The 17,132-nt window shown below is 41.8% G+C and carries 11 protein-coding genes; 5 read left to right on the top strand and 6 right to left on the bottom strand.

The features are described from left to right. From VB654_RS18550 to rpiA, 3 genes are all read right to left on the bottom strand, one after another. On the bottom strand, positions 1-1,874 hold a 1,874-nt coding region (locus VB654_RS18550; protein WP_323215282.1), incomplete at its 3' end, for a cysteine peptidase family C39 domain-containing protein. Between the two features lie 596 nt (positions 1,875-2,470). Continuing rightward, positions 2,471-4,924, bottom strand: a complete 2,454-nt coding sequence (locus VB654_RS18555; protein WP_323215283.1) for a GH116 family glycosyl hydrolase — start codon at positions 4,922-4,924, stop codon at positions 2,471-2,473. A 392-nt stretch (positions 4,925-5,316) separates the two neighbouring features. After that, a complete protein-coding gene (gene rpiA, locus VB654_RS18560) occupies positions 5,317-6,027 on the bottom strand; it encodes a ribose-5-phosphate isomerase RpiA (protein ID WP_323215284.1) in 711 nt (236 codons plus the stop codon). A 616-nt stretch (positions 6,028-6,643) separates the two neighbouring features. Between rpiA and VB654_RS18565 the strand changes: the two genes are divergently transcribed. Together VB654_RS18565 and dxs are read left to right on the top strand one after the other, a co-directional pair. Beyond that, on the top strand, positions 6,644-7,327 hold the full coding sequence (locus VB654_RS18565; RefSeq protein ID WP_323215310.1) for an S-layer homology domain-containing protein: 684 nt from the start codon (positions 6,644-6,646) through the stop codon (positions 7,325-7,327). Positions 7,328-7,500: 173 nt separating this feature from the next. Then, entirely contained in the window at positions 7,501-9,423 is a 1,923-nt protein-coding gene (gene dxs, locus VB654_RS18570; protein WP_323215285.1) for a 1-deoxy-D-xylulose-5-phosphate synthase, read from the top strand. 243 nt (positions 9,424-9,666) lie between these two features. On the opposite strand, the gene VB654_RS18575 is transcribed toward dxs, so the two are convergent. Beyond that, positions 9,667-10,056, bottom strand: coding sequence for a hypothetical protein (locus VB654_RS18575; protein WP_323215286.1), 390 nt, complete (start codon positions 10,054-10,056; stop codon positions 9,667-9,669). Positions 10,057-10,489: 433 nt separating this feature from the next. On the opposite strand from VB654_RS18575, the gene VB654_RS18580 reads away from it, so the two are divergent. From VB654_RS18580 to VB654_RS18590, 3 genes are all read left to right on the top strand, one after another. Continuing rightward, positions 10,490-12,499, top strand: a complete 2,010-nt coding sequence (locus tag VB654_RS18580) for a cation:proton antiporter (protein ID WP_323215287.1) — start codon at positions 10,490-10,492, stop codon at positions 12,497-12,499. A 51-nt stretch (positions 12,500-12,550) separates the two neighbouring features. Continuing rightward, a complete protein-coding gene (gene mtnA / locus VB654_RS18585) occupies positions 12,551-13,615 on the top strand; it encodes an S-methyl-5-thioribose-1-phosphate isomerase (protein ID WP_323215288.1) in 1,065 nt (354 codons plus the stop codon). A gap of 294 nt (positions 13,616-13,909) precedes the next feature. After that, entirely contained in the window at positions 13,910-14,773 is an 864-nt protein-coding gene (locus VB654_RS18590) for a hypothetical protein (protein ID WP_323215289.1), read from the top strand. A 17-nt stretch (positions 14,774-14,790) separates the two neighbouring features. Here the strand turns inward: VB654_RS18590 and VB654_RS18595 are convergent, their stop codons facing one another. Then, positions 14,791-15,894, bottom strand: coding sequence for an ABC transporter ATP-binding protein (locus tag VB654_RS18595; protein ID WP_323215290.1), 1,104 nt, complete (start codon positions 15,892-15,894; stop codon positions 14,791-14,793). 82 nt (positions 15,895-15,976) lie between these two features. Next, positions 15,977-16,702: a GUN4 domain-containing protein gene (locus VB654_RS18600; RefSeq protein WP_323215291.1), complete on the bottom strand. Its 726-nt coding sequence runs from the start codon at positions 16,700-16,702 to the stop codon at positions 15,977-15,979. Between the last annotated feature and the right edge of the window lie 430 nt (positions 16,703-17,132).

Here is a 17,132-nt window from a genome sequence, read left to right on the forward strand (position 1 = left end):
TTGAGGAAGGGGCTGGAAACTATACTAATAATTACCATCAAGAACATCCATAGCAACACCACAAGAGTTAGTTGCCAGCTGTAATAAGCCATTAGCCCTAAATAAATCACCACCATTAAGGTGTCTATACTGCCACTAACAGCTTGACGAGTCAGAGACAGTTGAATTTTGCTATTTTCCTGAACACGATTAATAATATCTTCGACTTGATAGGATGCAAAAAACTGTAACGGCAACTGCAACGTATAGTTAATGAAACGACCAATTAAGTGAATGTCGATACGATTGGCAATATATTCCAAAAGGTATTGACGCTGTGCAATTAAAACAGTGCGCCAAAGACCTAAGCCCAGGAAACTGATGACGAAAATATTTAAGGTATCAAAATCCTTCAGGGGCATTACTTGGTCAATTACCACCTGGGTAAATAGGGGAGTCGCCAGCCCAATTACTTGCACTAATATTGAGGCGATAATAATTTGACCAAGTAATTTGCGGTAATGCCGCAATAGATCCCAATAACGATTCAGAGAGACTTTGTTACTCTTGAGGGTATAAAATCGCTTAGTAGGATTTAAAAGTAAGACGTATCCTGTAGAATTTTCGATAAATTCTGCCAATGATAGCCACCGCTTACCTATAGCTGGATCAGAAATCAAGAGGCGATCGCCTTTAATGTGCCAAACTACAACATAGTGAAGTTCTTGCCACTCAGCGATCCAAGGATTTGTATAAGTATCTAATTTATCCCAACTAGCCCGCACTGCTAACACATCGTATCCCAAGTTATCGGCGGCGGCGGCTAAACCATGAAAAGATGCACCCATGCGGTCTACTTGCGCTAACTTCCGCAGGGTGTAGAGTCCTAAACGTTTACCCCAATATTGACTAATCATTGTTAAGCAAGCTGCACCGCTATCTGATGCATTGGGTTGTGGAATAAACGGATATTTAGTCCCTAAATTAGTGATTAATTTTGGCTGGTTGTCCCATTTAGGAACATCAATTTTTGCTACTGCTGATATATCTTCTGGTTCATTCTGTGGCGGTTCGATACTTTGGGGAACAGGAAGGGGTATTTGGATGATGGCTGAATGAGTTTGTTTTGTTTGAGACTGTTCACGGGCGATTTCTGCGGAAAGTTTCCCTAAACCTTGTACCGATTCCCAATCTTCCATTGAGAGGTAGTACACTAATAAATCTGTTTGAGCAATGCCATCATTAAATCTGACATCAGGATATAGCCAGCTATCTCCTATCTGTAGGGAATTGTCAATTTTGCCCCCGGCTAACCAGAAGCGTCCCTGTGCTGGCTGAGTTGCTTCTAGTAAGGATGAACCAGCCGTAATCTTTATGGCTATTAGGTAAAATAGTAATTCTTCCGGGGTGGCACTGGTAAGCGATCGCCACTGAATATATGTATTAAAAAATAGCAGTGCTTGTTGCTGATAAGTTAACAACTGTAAGTCACTTTCGAGGTTAGGTATACAGTGCAACCATTGTTTGAGGTCAGAAATAGCTATTTGCGCCACACAGCCAGCACTAACAGCGATCGCTCGATATGGTAAAGTTTGGTCACAAAATAAATGCTCTCCACCAAAAGTTTGCGCCGCTAATAGTAATTGTGTAGAAACTTCCCGCCCCAGAGTTGCATCAAAACCCCACAGGCGCACTTGTCCCTGACAGATTACGTAAAGGAAATTGCCGGTATCTTCAGAATCTCCATTCAGATCCTCACCTGGTTGAAACTCTCGCGTCATCCAAGCTTGGCTAAAGTCTGCTCCTAGACTTGTATCTCCTGCAACTATCTGCAAAAGTTGGAGAATAGATGCTGCTGGAGTAGGAGATTGTTGATTGCTAGTATTTTTTTTCATATCTCCCTAAACTCGGAATGATTAAGATGAACGTTAGTGCAGCGCACCCCAGGAGGGAAAGTCAAAAGTATTAAACCCCCTCGCAACGAATGAAACAAACACAAGTAAGGGTATTATTAAGCACTAATTTATGAAATTTCATTTTTTTTAGCTTTTTTACACAATAATTATCAAAATTAGAATTTACTCACAAAACCAAAATGCAATGAATGCCAAACTTTTCATCAGGTGCTGCTGCATTCTGATGTCAAATCATATTTAGTCAAAAGTCAACTAATTCTTTGGGTGAATAAAATTAGTCAGCTTGGTATTTTGGCAAAAAGCAGTTTTACTTTGTCAGTATGGGGAATCTTTTTTTAACCCTAGTTATATGTTCTTTTGGTTCATCAAGCACCCGGAAAATAAAACCAAAAATTGGTGATACGTAGTTTTTTGACTAGGGACACAATGCCAATCAAAGGCTGTATGATAAAACATCTGTATGGGGTTTTATGTATCTTTAGTTACGGTTTTAGGTTGGTAGCTGTTACCTAAATCATTATGTCTACACAGACAAACTGGAGTCTTCAAAAGAGACAGGAGAGTTAGAAATTACTTTAAACTTCCGGTAGATGAGAGAGGGAAGTGTGGGAGGTATGTGATGTTGAATCGATAACCAGATAAATCGCCCAAATTGCCATCGCCCGCAGATAGGTACTAGCACGGAAAGTCCCAGAGGCGGTAATCGCTTCCGGTGTGCGGAATTGTAAGCCATTGTCGTAAATTTGCTGCACCACAGCCCCTGTTAATCGCCATGCTTCATCCTGCATCCCCATTTGGACGAGAAAAGCCCCCAATCCAAAATTAATCCCTGTCCAGACTTCCAGAGGATGGGTAGCATGGGGATTTTCTGGTGAACCATCAGGACGCACACCATTAGCCGCCCCCAATTCACCATTACAGAACTTAACAAAGCAAGCATCATAAACAGTTTGCAAAGCAGATAAGGCGCGATCGCTTGGTACAATATCCGACAATCCCAATAACCGCGCATAAAATTGCCCACACAATTGATCCGCCATCACCACATCAGAACCACTTTCACTATCCAAGCGGAAATATTGCCCATTCCAGAGCTTTTCTTGATAAACAGGAAGCGACTGCGCCAACCAAACCCGATACCTGTTTCCTAACTCCTCTGTGTCCTCTGTGCCTCTGTGGTTCGTTAATAAAATATCACTAATAGCGATCGCTGCCTCCAAAGCCGCCAACCACAATCCCCCACAATAAGCACTCACACCTTGCAATCGCCAATCATCAAAGGTTTGGTCAGGTGCGCCAGAGTTCTCAGGAATCCCATCACCATCTAAATCAAAGGTTTTCAGATAGTCGAGAGTTTGCACAATTCCCGCCCAACAATCTGCCAAAAACTGCACATCATCAGCACCAGTTAGCAGAAAATCTCGGTATACCTGCAAGACAAAATCACTACCCAAATCCTTCCACAAATTGCAGTCTTGATAGCAGGTATAATTTGTTTTTTCCCAAACGTGTTCATTTGGTGCGCCTAAATCGTGAGGTGTTGCACCTGGGACTTTTCGGGCTGCGGTGGTTGTCTCTGCCCCAATGGTGTAGTAGTATCCAATTACACGCTGATGATTATCACTATGGGGAATTGCCCTAGCAAATGCCCGCATCACCGATTTTTCCAGTTCGGGAAATAAGTGTAGTAAACCAAAGGAACCATACAGACGCACATCGAGACTTTCGTACCAACGATAATCTAAGCATTCTAGGACGGCAAATTGACCAATGGGATCAAGTTTTGAGGCTGCACTCCAAAGAGTTCCACCACTAGTTAAGTCATATAGCTCATTAAATAAAGCCATTTTAAACCAGTCGGGTAAATCTTCTCGGTCAATAATCGGTTGTTGCCATGCCTGTACTTTTTGATACCATGCTTTGTATTCTGTCAGAGCCGTAGAAGCGATCGCCCAAGCATAACGACCACCACGCCCAAAAAAGTCTGTATATCTGCGGTAATAATTAATTCCGACGGCAAATTCTGTTACCGGAAAGTCCCAAGATAGGACAAAAGGAATGGCTAAAGTTTCCCCTGGTTGGAGAGTGAAACGGAGAGCGATCGCTGCCCCAATTTGTATATTTTCTGACACAGGAGTAGCATCTTGATAATTAGGCAAAGAACCATCAGCAGCAAAGCTTTGCCATATATCTGCCCCCGTTCCCGCAGGATTCCAGCGAGTATGATAAAATACTTCTACTTGAGGATGTTTGATAGTTGCAATACACCAACTACCATCGCCTTCTACTACTGACTCATCATCAACAACCCGGCTACAAAAACAACTAAAGTATTCTGGATTTTCTGTGATTAAATTGTAATTATCTTGACTATCGCCTAAACGGGGCTGATATTCATAAACCGGACTACCATCATCCCGTATCCGTACTTCTGGAGACTTGAGCGCATTAGTAAACCAACCCACCATATTTTGCCAAGTTAGCATAATACTCAGCGTAATCGGTGCATTTGTGGGGTTATGAGCATTCCAGTTAAACACCGCTACAGGATAACTAGATTCTTGATAATTTTCTGCCCAAATTGGTGAAAACTGCTCACAAGTTAACTGGGCTTGAAACACATTTTCGTAGACAAACCAACTCCGGGGATATAAAGCGTGATAAGTTCCTGTTGACTGTGTAGCCGTAGATGCTGGATACCATTTCCAAGCTGCGAGACTATTATTTTCCGGTGGTTCTGTAGCCAAAGCATAAGCTTGAGCAGATGTCCCATCAGATTCAAATACACTAAATTGACAAGCGGGGATATTTTGAAACGTATGTTCACCACCGTCAATGTGCCATAGATTAAAATCTCCTCGTGAAGAACGACCGATACAACCCGCGCCAAAGCCCCCTAAAGGCATCCCGTGCCAAGGGCCATCATCAATATTACTAGCATAGCGAACAGTATAGGGCTTGTCCCAGCCTAAACCGATGGGACGACTCCAAGTGCAAGCAGGAATTACGGAAGAGAGGGATTTTATCATTTCCTAATTTTATCAAACAATGTCTCGCTCCAGCCTTTACGTATTATGACGTAGGCTGTACGTGTAGTGCATACTGCAAAAGAGATAAAGGACACTAAATTAAGAGAGTTCTGGTGTAAGTTCTATAAAAGCTAGTAGTGAGGACTTTAGTCCTCAAATGTGCAAAAGAGATAAAGGACACTAAATATAAGAGAGTTTTGGTGTAAGTTCTATAAAAGTTAGTAGTGAGGACTTTAGTCCTCAAATGTGCAAAAGAGATAAAGGACACCAAATATAAGAGAGTTTTAGTGTAAGTTCTATAAAAGTTAGTAGTGAGGACTTTAGTCCTCAAATGACTGATGTTAGAGAATCTCCCGTTAAGTCGGCAAATATAACGGGAGAGTTCTGTGGTGTTACAGCTGACGGACTAAAGGCTGACCGTCTTTAACTTCGCCCACTAGAACTACATCTGCACAATTAACAAAGATGCCATTTTCCAAGACACCAGGAATATTATTCAATGTTTTTTCTAAGGCAACAGGGTCGTCAATAGAATCAAATCTGACATCTAACACCATGTTACCTTGGTCGGTAATAACTGGCCCGGCTTTTTTAACACCCATGCGGAGTTCCGGTTTACCACCGAGTTTTTTGATGGCATTGGTAACAGGGGTAATGGCCATAGGTATGACTTCTACAGGTACAGCAAAAGTAGAACCCAAACGCTCGACTAACTTACCACTGTCAACCACAACGATAAATTGCTCTGCCAAGTAATCTACTACTTTTTCGCGGGTATGTGCTGCACCGCCGCCTTTAATTAAATTTTTCTGGGGGTCAACTTCATCAGCCCCATCAATGGCAATATCAATGTGGTCAACAGCATCTAAGGTGGTCAGAGGTACACCGTATTCTTTAGCCAGCACTTCTGACTGAAAAGAGGTAGGGATACCCACAATATCTTTAAGTTCACCAGATTTAATGCGATCGCCTAAAAACTGAATTGTATAAGCTGTCGTTGAGCCTGTACCTAAACCAACAATCGAACCTGATTTTACCAGGGCGGCAGCTGCTTTGCCAACTTCTTGCTTCATCAACTTTACTGGGTCTGCTGTTGCGCTCATCCCAAAACTCCTGAAATATTGACTAAATGCTCTATCACGGCCGACTATACTACATCCTCGGCAATTCCTAATTCACTCACCCACAATTTCTCATGATTTCTGCAAAATACCTGATTGACGAACTATACAACCGCGTAAAAGCAGTTAGGTTATAATATTTATCTAATTTAATACCACGTAAAATTATTTGAAATCTCGTTATAATGATTACCTGATTTCAATCGAGCATCTTTAGTGATAAATTCTGACTGCTCTACTGTTAGGGTTTATTCTCTTGTGACTATAAAAATAACTTGATATTTGAAATTAGAAAAATTTGAGATTTAATTTGAACACGAATAATCTGCAATATACCAATAAAGTTAGTTAGTATAGATTATGCAGACTAAATAGAAAAACAGCCAGTTAGATTAAAGCAGAAATTGCCCACTCACATAATTAATCAGCCATGATTTATTAACCAAAAACCGTCAATGTACTCACACACCTAAAACTGGCAACTTTGTCAAGCGAAAGCACGTCAATCAGCCCAAGTCAATATTTTGAGCATCACCCGTAAAAGTGATTCTCTGAGTTGTTTATAGATGCAGAGTAGCCAAAAAAAATCATGATTAATATGCGAAGATTGCTAGGTACTTTTTCCTTAGTATTGCTACTGCAAACCCTGCCATTAGGTGTTGCTAGAGCGTTAGAATCTAGTGAAAAATTGCCATCTGAAGCCATTCAACAAGTAATTACAGCTAAGTTGATGACGAATGCACCTGATGGAAACTTTTATCCAGAAAGGATGATTAGTCGAGCAGAATTGGCTGCAATTTTGGTGAAAGCATTTAAACTTGATCAACGAGAAGCTGTTAAACAACAAGAATCGATAATTGTGCCAGATGTTCCCCGTTCCCATTGGGCATTTAATGATATTCAGGCAGTGCTTAAAACTGATATTATGAAAGGATATCGAGGCAATTTATTCTTTCCTAATCAAAGAGTGACCAGGGCAGAAGGTTTAGCGATTTTTGCCCAAGCGTATGGTGTATTTCAATTTGGTGATGACACCGTAAAGGAACTACTTCAGCCACATCCAGATGCAGCATTAATTCCAGTATGGGCTAGAAGAGCGATCGCCACAGTAGTTGCCGAAGGATTTATTAACACAGATGCCCAAAATAATATTTCCCCATTACGGCCAATGACCCGTGGAGACATGGCTTATTTATTGAGTCAATATCTACAAAGACAGCAGCCACAACCAGAAATGCCAATAGTTCCTGGTGTCACCCGTAGCCCCGAATCATTATTGTAAGGGTGCGGGGGGAAGAGGCAGGGGAGCAGGGAGCAGGGAGCAGGGGGGAGAAGACGGTAACTTCCCAATGACTAATGACCAATGACTAATGACTAAATAATTCTAGAGACATCCCCACCGTGGGAAAATCAAAGAATGTTAGAAGTAGAGTTTAGAGAGGAACACACTATAATATGCATCTGAGTGAAATCACCCATCCTAACCAGTTGCATGGTTTGTCAATCCGACAATTGCAACAAATCGCCCGTCAGATTCGAGACAAGCACCTACAAACAGTAGCCACAAGTGGGGGACATCTCGGACCTGGTTTGGGAGTTGTAGAGTTAACACTAGGACTTTACCAGACACTGGATTTGGATCGGGATAAAGTCATTTGGGATGTGGGACATCAAGCTTATCCCCACAAACTGCTAACAGGACGCTACAACGACTTTCATACCCTCAGACAGAAAGACGGCGTTGCTGGTTATCTTAAACGGTGTGAAAGCAAATTCGATCACTTTGGTGCTGGACACGCTTCTACTAGTATTTCTGCAGCCTTGGGTATGGCTTTAGCGGGAGAATTGAAAGGGGAAAAATTTAAATCAGTAGCTGTAATTGGTGATGGTGCTTTAACTGGTGGTATGGCATTAGAAGCCATCAACCATGCCGGACACTTACCTAAAACAAAACTGCTGGTAGTTCTCAACGACAACGAGATGTCTATCTCTCCCAACGTCGGCGCAATTCCCCGCTACCTGAATAAAATGCGCCTCAGCGCACCAGTGCAGTTTATCAAAGATAATTTTGAAGAACAGTTTAAGCAAATTCCCTTTGTTGGTGAGTCTTTGTCTCCCGAACTAGGACGCATCAAAGAAGGAATGAAGCGTTTAGCGGTTCCCAAGGTCGGCGCAGTCTTTGAAGAACTAGGTTTTACTTACATTGGCCCAGTGGATGGGCATAATTTAGAAGAATTAATTGCTACATTCAAGCAAGCACATGAAATGACAGGGCCAGTTTTGGTTCATGTGATTACAGTCAAAGGTAAAGGCTACGAAATCGCCGAACTAGACCAAGTAGGCTACCATGCCCAAAGTCCATTTAACCTGACCACAGGTAAAGCGATTCCTTCGAGTAAGCCCAAACCCCCAGCTTACGCCAAAGTTTTTTCCCACACTTTAGTCAAACTTGCCGAACAAAACCCCAAAATTGTGGGCATTACCGCCGCAATGGCCACGGGAACAGGTTTAGATAAACTCCAAGCTAAACTACCCAATCAATATATTGATGTCGGTATAGCTGAACAACACGCTGTCACCCTAGCTGCGGCGATGGCGAGTGAAGGAATGCGCCCTGTAGCGGCTATTTACTCCACTTTCTTACAACGGGCTTACGACCAGATAATTCATGATGTTTGTATTCAAAACCTGCCGGTGTTCTTCTGTTTAGACAGGGCGGGAATTGTGGGCGCTGATGGTCCCACACACCAAGGTATGTATGACATCGCTTATCTGCGCTGTATTCCCAATATGGTGATGATGGCACCCAAAGACGAAGCCGAACTGCAACGCATGGTAGTAACTGGCGTTAACCATACCAGTGGACCAATTGCCATGCGCTATCCCCGTGGTAACGGCTACGGTGTTCCTCTGATGGAAGAAGGCTGGGAACCTTTAGAAATTGGTAAGGGAGAAATTCTCCGTAACGGTGATGATGTATTAATCATCGGTTATGGGACTATGGTATATCCCAGTATGCAGGTTGCGGAAATTCTCAGCGAACATGGCATTGAGGCAACTGTGATTAATGCCCGTTTCGTCAAGCCTTTGGATACAGAATTAATTTTGCCTTTGGCGAAGCAAATCGGCCGGGTTGTGACTTTGGAAGAAGGCTGTGTTATGGGTGGTTTTGGTTCGGCTGTGGCTGAAGCATTACTAGATGCTGATGTTGTGGTTCCTATTAAGCGGATTGGTGTACCAGATGAGTTGGTAGACCATGCGACACCGGATGAATCTAAGGCGGAATTAGGTTTAACTAGTCGTCAAATAGCTGAAACAGTCATGACTGCTTTCTTTCAAAAACAAACATCTAGTCAAGTGCTGAGTGCTGAGTGCTAAGTGAGTAGGGGCGGATTTAAGCAGTCAGTTTGTGGTGCTTTGAAATCCTTCGTAAACCACCTGTACAGGAGTACTTAGTATAAACTGAGCTAACAGTAGTGGCATGGCAAGCTGAAAATGCAGCTTTGGGTTGTGCAGCGCTTAACCAAACCTATATTTAATGTACTATTTTAGGCTTGTCATTCCACTACAATGATTCTGGAATTTACATATTTGAGTTCGGTCGATATTTAGTTGTTCAAATTAATAAGGACTACAATTAATGGATAAAATGCCATTCTTCAAAACTGACACATCGACTTTATAATTTTCTAAACATTTTTTCACAGAGTTGGCCTCTCTAATGTCTATATCTTGTGATAGCTTGCAACTTTTAAATTGTCCTTTATCGTCAAAAAATATATAATTTTTTGCTCGGCAAGGAAAATTAGATGTACCTGTACTAGAACTAGACAACTGCACGGTCATATCTTGACCAAGGATACAAGCTGCTAATGAGTTGTTGGCATGATTAATAATTGTTCCTGGTTCACAAACAATTGATGCTTGAGCCGGCTGGGAAATAGCAAAACTAATTGTTAGTAATCCCCAAGAATAAGTTAAAAATGCCAAGGATTGAGAGTAAAATTTCATAGACAAATACTACTTTATTTAAGTCAGTCGTCGCCAATAATTAACGGTTTGTAGTTAGGAATTTAGTTTTGAGTTAAGGGCTAAGGCGCAATGTTTTACATTTATTAACATAGTTAGGTTTATTCTTGCCAACTTACTTAGTATGTTCATTCTATTAATTTTGATCCCATAACTATCAGAGTTAATTTACTGAAAAAATAATCTTCATTACTTTATGACAACTTTACATCTCATCTGAGATTAAAGTAATATTTTAATTTTGATACCCTACTAGATAATAATTTGTACCCAGTCAATAGTCGCCAACTCCTAATTCCCAGGGAAAATACACTTAATTTAAAGCATGATCAATGTGATTTCAGTTTTGAGAAGGTACTAATATTTAAGTCAGTGCAGCTAAGTATAGTATGAGATCGCAACCCAAGGGCAGTATATGAATGATTTATTAATGACTACCCTCATATCAACACCCATTAAAGACCCTGTACCGGTGTTTTTGATGATTTTGGGGATTATGCTGATTGCTCCCCTGCTATTTGAGAAAATTCGGCTACCTGGCATTGTGGGATTAATTTTGGCTGGGGTCGTAGTTGGGCCAAATGGGCTGGGATTGTTGGCAAGAGATAACACAATTATCCTACTAGGTACAGTCGGTTTATTATTTCTCATGTTCATGGCGGGATTGGAAACTAGTCTGGATGACATGAAATATAACGCTGATAAGGCGGTTATCTTTGGACTGGCGACTTTTTGTGTACCTATGGCATTGGGTACGGGAGCGATGATGGTGATTGGCTACGATTTATTGCCGGCTGTTTTGGTTGCATCTTGTTTTGCTTCTCATACCCTACTAGCATTACCTGTAGCCAGCAAACTGGGTATCATGCGATCGCAAGTGATGACTACCACTCTGGGAGGAACATTAATCACCAATATTTTGGCGCTTTTAGTGTTAGCAGTGGTGGTGAGAGCGCAAGAAGGTAATTTAACTTTACAGTTTTGGCTATTTCTGATTCCCTCACTGATTATTTATACCTTCCTGATTCTGTGGGGATTACCTCGTCTGGGACGTTGGTTTTTTCAGCGCTTTGGACACGACGAAGGGGCAGAGTTTACCTTTGTTTTAGCGACTTTGTTTGTGGTTTCCTACGCTGCACAATTAATCCAAATCGAGCCAATTATTGGGGCTTTTTTAGCTGGAGTTGCTATTACCCAACTGATACCGCAACTTAGCCCGTTAATGAATCGGATTCAATTTATCGGTAATACGCTGTTTGTGCCATTTTTCCTGATTTCTGTAGGGATGTTGGTCAATCCCCGCATTCTGTTTCAAGAACCACGAGCGCTGGTAGTATCAGGTGTGATGGTGACTGTTGCTATTGCTGCCAAGTTTATTCCGGCTTGGGGTGCAGGTAAGTTATTTGGATTCAATTTTGACAATATTATGGTGATGTTTGGGCTATCGGTAGCTCAAGCTGCTTCTACTTTGGCGGCGATTACTGTTGCTTTTAATATTGAGTTGGTTGACCAATTGACTGTAAATGGTACTATTGCCATGATTTTATTTACCTGTGTTGCTTCTCCTTGGGTGACAGCGCAATGGGGACAAAAAATCAAGCCCGGAGAAGTCACGACTCAAAACCCGAATACAGGAAAAATAGGCGATCGCGTTTTAGTCCCAGTTGCTAACCCCAGAACTGAAGATAATCTCCTACAATTGGCAATTCTCTTAGCAAAATCCGCTAAAGGAACTCTACTACCCCTCCACATTTTACTAGAGCAAAATTCTGCTATTTCCCCAGAGGATAAATCTAGGCAAAACCAATTATTATCAACTGCCGAAATGATTGCCCATGCTGCTGTTACCAATGTTACGCCCATTGGTCGCATTGATGAATCAATTGATAAGGGTATTGCCCGTGTAGCTGAGGAAAGACAAGCTAGTGTGATTGTTTGTGGTTGGAAGGGTTACTCCACTTACCAGGAAAATTTATTTGGCGGTGTGATTGATAAAATTGTGAATCGCAGTTCTGTACCAGTTTTAGTCAGTCGGTTTCCGTTACCAATTGAACATACAGGGCGAGTTTTTCTCGCTTTCACCACTCAACAGACTTACGCCAGTTCTTTTAAGCAAAGTATCCAATTAGCTAAAAGTCTAGCGACAGAACTCAAAGCCACTCTACAATTGTTACACGTTGTAGCAGTCAGAGGTGCAACTGTAGAACTTACTGATATTGAACTACCGCCAGATACACCAATTCTCAAGGTGCGAGGCAATTTTGTGCGGCAAGTTTCACGGTTACTGAAAACTAACGATCTGCTGGTGTTAAATGGTACTGTTGAACAAAAAACTCAGTTATTCTCACTTCTGGGTCATGCACCAGAGGCGATCGCTCGTAGTCATCCTGAAGTGGCGATGATTATAGCGTATTTTCCACAGTAGTCTCACGCAGAGGCGCAGGGAGTAAGAGTTGAGTTATTTACCCGGTTTTTTATGCTTTACCCTGTTATTTGGCAAAATGATTCGGTTTCTTTGATTGATCAAACTCGCTTACCTAATGAGTATACTTTTGTGCAGATTCACCGTAGTGAGGATATGGCACGGGCGATTAAAACTATGATTGTCCGAGGTGCGCCAGCTATTGGTGTGGCTGCTGCTTATGGGATGTATCTGGGGGCGCGGGAAATTGAGACGGAAAATCACCATGAGTTTTTAGAACGCTTAGAAAAGGTGGCTGAGTTGTTGCGTTCTACTCGTCCCACAGCAGTTAATTTATTTTGGGCTATTAGCCGGATGATGAAAACTGCTTACGAAAGTCTGGGAACTGTGGCAGAAATTAAACATAAGCTTTTGCAAACAGCCCAAACGATTAATGCTGAAGATTTACAAACCTGTCAGGCGATTGGTGATCATGGTTTGACAGCATTACCTAGCACTCCTGAAAAGCTGACGATTTTGACTCACTGCAATGCTGGGGCTTTGGCTACTGCTGGTTATGGTACGGCATTGGGTGTTGTCCGTTCGGCTTGGAGAGAAGGACGTTTAGAACGTGTATTTGCTGATGAAACTCGTCCACGGTTACAGGGGGCAAAACTTACGGCTTGGGAATGTGTTCAAGAAGGTATTCCCGTGACGGTAATTACTGATAGTATGGCTGCCCATTGTATGAAACAAGGTTTAATTCATGCTGTAGTTGTGGGTGCTGACCGGATTGCTGCTAATGGTGATACTGCGAATAAAATCGGGACTTATAGTGTAGCGATCGCAGCTAAAGCCCATCATATCCCTTTCTTTGTTGCAGCTCCTTTTTCTACCGTCGATTTTACCCTAGCTGATGGTAGTCAGATTCCAATTGAGGAACGTAACCCAGAGGAAATTTACCAAGTAGGCAAAACGATGCTTACACCGACGGGTGTGGATTTCTACAATCCGGCATTTGATGTTACTCCGGCTGAGTTAATTACAGCCATAATTACCGAAAATGGGGCATTCGTTCCTAGTGATTTAGCAAAATCTCAGTCCCAGCCATTGAGTAGTGCTGAAACGCAAGAAATCTAGTTTGTACACAAGACGCGATTTATCGCGTCTGTACAATAAATAAAGTTTTATGATGACAGCAATCACCAAGGAGGTTAGGAAATTGTTAATTTTTGACCTGTTCAGTGCGAAATTATGGACATAAAGGCTGTAGTTGGTTTATATCAGAAATATAACGAGTAATATTGAAAGTTTTCTAAATATAGGACTCTTATTTGAATTTTTAACAAAACTCCTTCTTCCCTGTTCCCTACGTCTACGAGTAAATATTGCTACACCACACCAGCGACAGAAACTATACCGGATTCCTAATATATGAACAAGTTAATCCCCACAATTGCCTTAATTGTTTCCTCAATCTTAATTACAAGTTGTGGTAGTTCGCCCACTGATACTGTAAATGAAACTACAAATAATACTGCTGAAACAACTCAGAGGGAACCTAAAGCAGAGACTGCAACAACAACTGCTAATGAAACTACAGCTTCCCAGGTAGATAATAGAAGCACACCACAAACAACGACAACAGTAAATAGAAAGTCCAGCAATAATCAAGCTAATAATCCCACTCAACCAATTGCTAACGGGCAACTAAAAGTTGGTACAGTTAAAGAATTAGTGACTGGTGATATTATCTGTTACGCCACCATAGTAGATGAACAGGGAAAAGAACATAATATAAGTGCATCTTTTGAAATTTGTGCAGAATCAGAAAAATATTTAAATCAGAAAGTCCGCCTATCTTATGAAATTGCATCACTCAATGATTGCGAAAGTATTGAACCGTGCGGTAAAAGCCGTGAAGAATCGATAATTTCTCAAATGGAAATTTTGACAGAAAAAACCCCAACTAAACCCCAAGCCAGTAACTCATCAACCTTTAGTAATGGTAAATGGACTGTCACAATTAGTAATAGCGACTCTTGGTCAGGGGTAAACAATACCGGAAATGTGAGTTATAAAGGATGTGATGCTCAAGGCAAATGTATCAACTTAACAGGTGGTAAAGTTAGCTGTCGGCGTGGTGAATGTGTGATGGCTTGGGTGAATGGAGACTATCGATATATTTGGTCACAAGTGATTACAGAAGACGGGAATGGTCCCTCTACCCTCATAGTCAAGCAAGGCGACAAAGAAATCCTGAATACAACAGGATTTAAACTTGTGCCTTCCAGCTAAATTTTACAGCTAGGCGTTCATTCTGGTGAGATTCTTTCACCAGTTGCAGTGTCAAACACAAACAACTGATCTAAATCAAGTTGCAAAGACAAGCGATCGCCTGGACGGGGACGAATATCAGCAGCCGTCTGAATATTTAACACCGCCATTGAACCCGGTACACTCGCCCGAATCAAGGTTTCTCTTCCCAAAGGTTCTACTAACTTAACTTCCACAAATAATGGTTCTAATGGCTCATTATTGAGGGCAGAGTCAACGTTAATATTAATATGTTCAGGACGAATCCCCAAATCAAAACTTTGACCCTGGCGTAATTCAACCTTTTCCCTCACAACTGGTGGAACCGCTAAAGACTGTCCACTCACATCAAAAACATCATTTTTATAGACAGCTGGCAAAATATTCATGGGTGGATTACCCAAAAAAGTTGCCACCATTAGATTAGCGGGAAGGGCATAAATACTTTGAGGATCACCAATTTGTTGAATCCTACCCCGATCTAGCACCACAATTTTATCAGCCAAAGTCATCGCTTCGACTTGATCGTGGGTGACATAGATCGTAGTAATACCTAATTCTTGATGTAACTGTTTCAATTCTGCTCTAGTATCATCTCGCAACTGGGCATCTAAATTAGACAAAGGTTCATCCAGTAAAAATACTTGTGGTTCACGGGCGATCGCGCGTCCTAATGCTACTCGTTGCTGTTGTCCCCCAGAAAGTTGTTTGGGTTTGCGGTCTAGTAGATGTTCGAGAGAAAGCGATCGCGCCACATTTACCACTCGTTCTTGAATAATTTTGGGGTCAACCTTCCGCATTTTTAAACCAAAGGCGATATTTTCCGCCACCGTCATGTGGGGATACAAGGCGTAGTTCTGAAATACCATCGCTATATCCCTTTGTCTAGCGGGGATATTATTGACCAAGCGATCGCCAATAAATAAATTACCAGATGTAGCAGATTCTAAACCCGCGATCGTCCGTAAAATTGTAGACTTACCACAACCAGAAGGCCCCACTAGCACCCAAAACTCTCCATCGGGAATCTCAAAGGTAATATCCTCAATAGCAGTGACGTTGTTGAATCTACGTTTAATGTCTTCTAAATGAACTTTTGCCATAAGCCGATTGAAAATTTTAATGTTGAATTCCTGCGGATCAAATCCAGTCAATTCCTTTCAGACTATCATTTCAACACTTCTTTCATATTTTGCTACTTTTCGACCAAGCGGGGTGAGACAATAACGCCGCCATCACCCGTACCCCCCGCAGTTGATTAGACAGGGGTAAATGACCTTTAGGGGCGCTTAAATCCCAAGTAAACTGATTTGGGTAACGCGTCCAGTTATTACCGCTTTTCCAGCCAATTTTCGGCCATAAACTTTCCCAGTTTTTGCCTAAACTCAACCAAATTTCTCGCTGTACCGAAAAACCAAATTTGCCTTCTGAGTGGACTAACCAGAGATTGTTAATAGTTTGCAAATCAACAATGGGGGCATTTTCCACCTCCGTAAAATACAACCATTTTCTTTGCACAGCCGTCGGCCCTGCAAGTTCACACATTTTTTGGATACTCACAAGATCCGCTGCTTGGAAGTCCTGGACAGCGAGTAGTTGTTGCAAAGGATTGTAATCAATTCCACACTCTGATTTTAGAGGTACAATTCCTTCAGGAAAACACGAAAGCAGAAATTCTTTAACTTGAGGTGCATCAGAGTTATAGAGGACTTGGTAAGCTTTACCATCGATCCAAGTCGCTGGGTGTTCAAGTCGTTTTTGTAAAAATTCCATCAACACATCTAATCCCTCATTACCCAAGTTAGCCAACTGTGGGATGATTTGTTGTTGGACTTGAAAAGACCCAGCAATTAACGATTGTCGGAGCGAGTCGATGTCAGCAGTGCCTGATAAAATCATTGGGTCTGTCATGCCATTAATCTGTTAGCGTTCAGTGAAAAAGCGTTTGGCTATCGGGTGTTCTCTAAGGTGAAGCACTAGTAGCGAAAAGTAGTTTACTATTTTTGATTGCACTACGCGCAGTACTGGAGGCAATCGGACAAAATCGCAATGGCTATGGCTTCTTCTTTAAGCTGTGACTCAATCCCATAGCTTCAAGAAAAATCAATGAAAAAAGGGTTCATTTCCCTCTGCCTCTTCGTTTACCCTACCGTATACACACCAGTCCTGTCTGTCTGCGTTTGAGACGGTTTTGCCCTCTAAATCCCCCATAATTGGGGTTTAAGGGGCGATGCAATCAATTGTGTGTACACCGTAGCTTCGTTCACCCCAAAGACTATATAAGGGAAATGAGGGGAAAATCTGCGCCTCGTGATTTGGTGAACAAAAGACACAGTAAAAT

This window comes from Nodularia sp. UHCC 0506 (genome assembly GCF_034931045.1).
Lineage (GTDB): Bacteria > Cyanobacteriota > Cyanobacteriia > Cyanobacteriales > Nostocaceae > Nodularia.

Bases quoted from the DNA above. Each gene is read 5' to 3' on its own strand.
- VB654_RS18555 (WP_323215283.1), bottom strand. From the start codon at position 4,924: ATGATAAAATCCCTCTCTTCCGTAATTCCTGCTTGCACTTGGAGTCGT.
- rpiA (WP_323215284.1), bottom strand. From the start codon at position 6,027: ATGAGCGCAACAGCAGACCCAGTAAAGTTGATGAAGCAAGAAGTTGGC.
- VB654_RS18565 (WP_323215310.1), top strand. From the start codon at position 6,644: ATGCGAAGATTGCTAGGTACTTTTTCCTTAGTATTGCTACTGCAAACC.
- dxs (WP_323215285.1), top strand. From the start codon at position 7,501: ATGCATCTGAGTGAAATCACCCATCCTAACCAGTTGCATGGTTTGTCA.
- VB654_RS18575 (WP_323215286.1), bottom strand. From the start codon at position 10,056: ATGAAATTTTACTCTCAATCCTTGGCATTTTTAACTTATTCTTGGGGA.
- VB654_RS18580 (WP_323215287.1), top strand. From the start codon at position 10,490: ATGAATGATTTATTAATGACTACCCTCATATCAACACCCATTAAAGAC.
- mtnA (WP_323215288.1), top strand. From the start codon at position 12,551: ATGCTTTACCCTGTTATTTGGCAAAATGATTCGGTTTCTTTGATTGAT.
- VB654_RS18590 (WP_323215289.1), top strand. From the start codon at position 13,910: ATGAACAAGTTAATCCCCACAATTGCCTTAATTGTTTCCTCAATCTTA.
- VB654_RS18595 (WP_323215290.1), bottom strand. From the start codon at position 15,894: ATGGCAAAAGTTCATTTAGAAGACATTAAACGTAGATTCAACAACGTC.
- VB654_RS18600 (WP_323215291.1), bottom strand. From the start codon at position 16,702: ATGACAGACCCAATGATTTTATCAGGCACTGCTGACATCGACTCGCTC.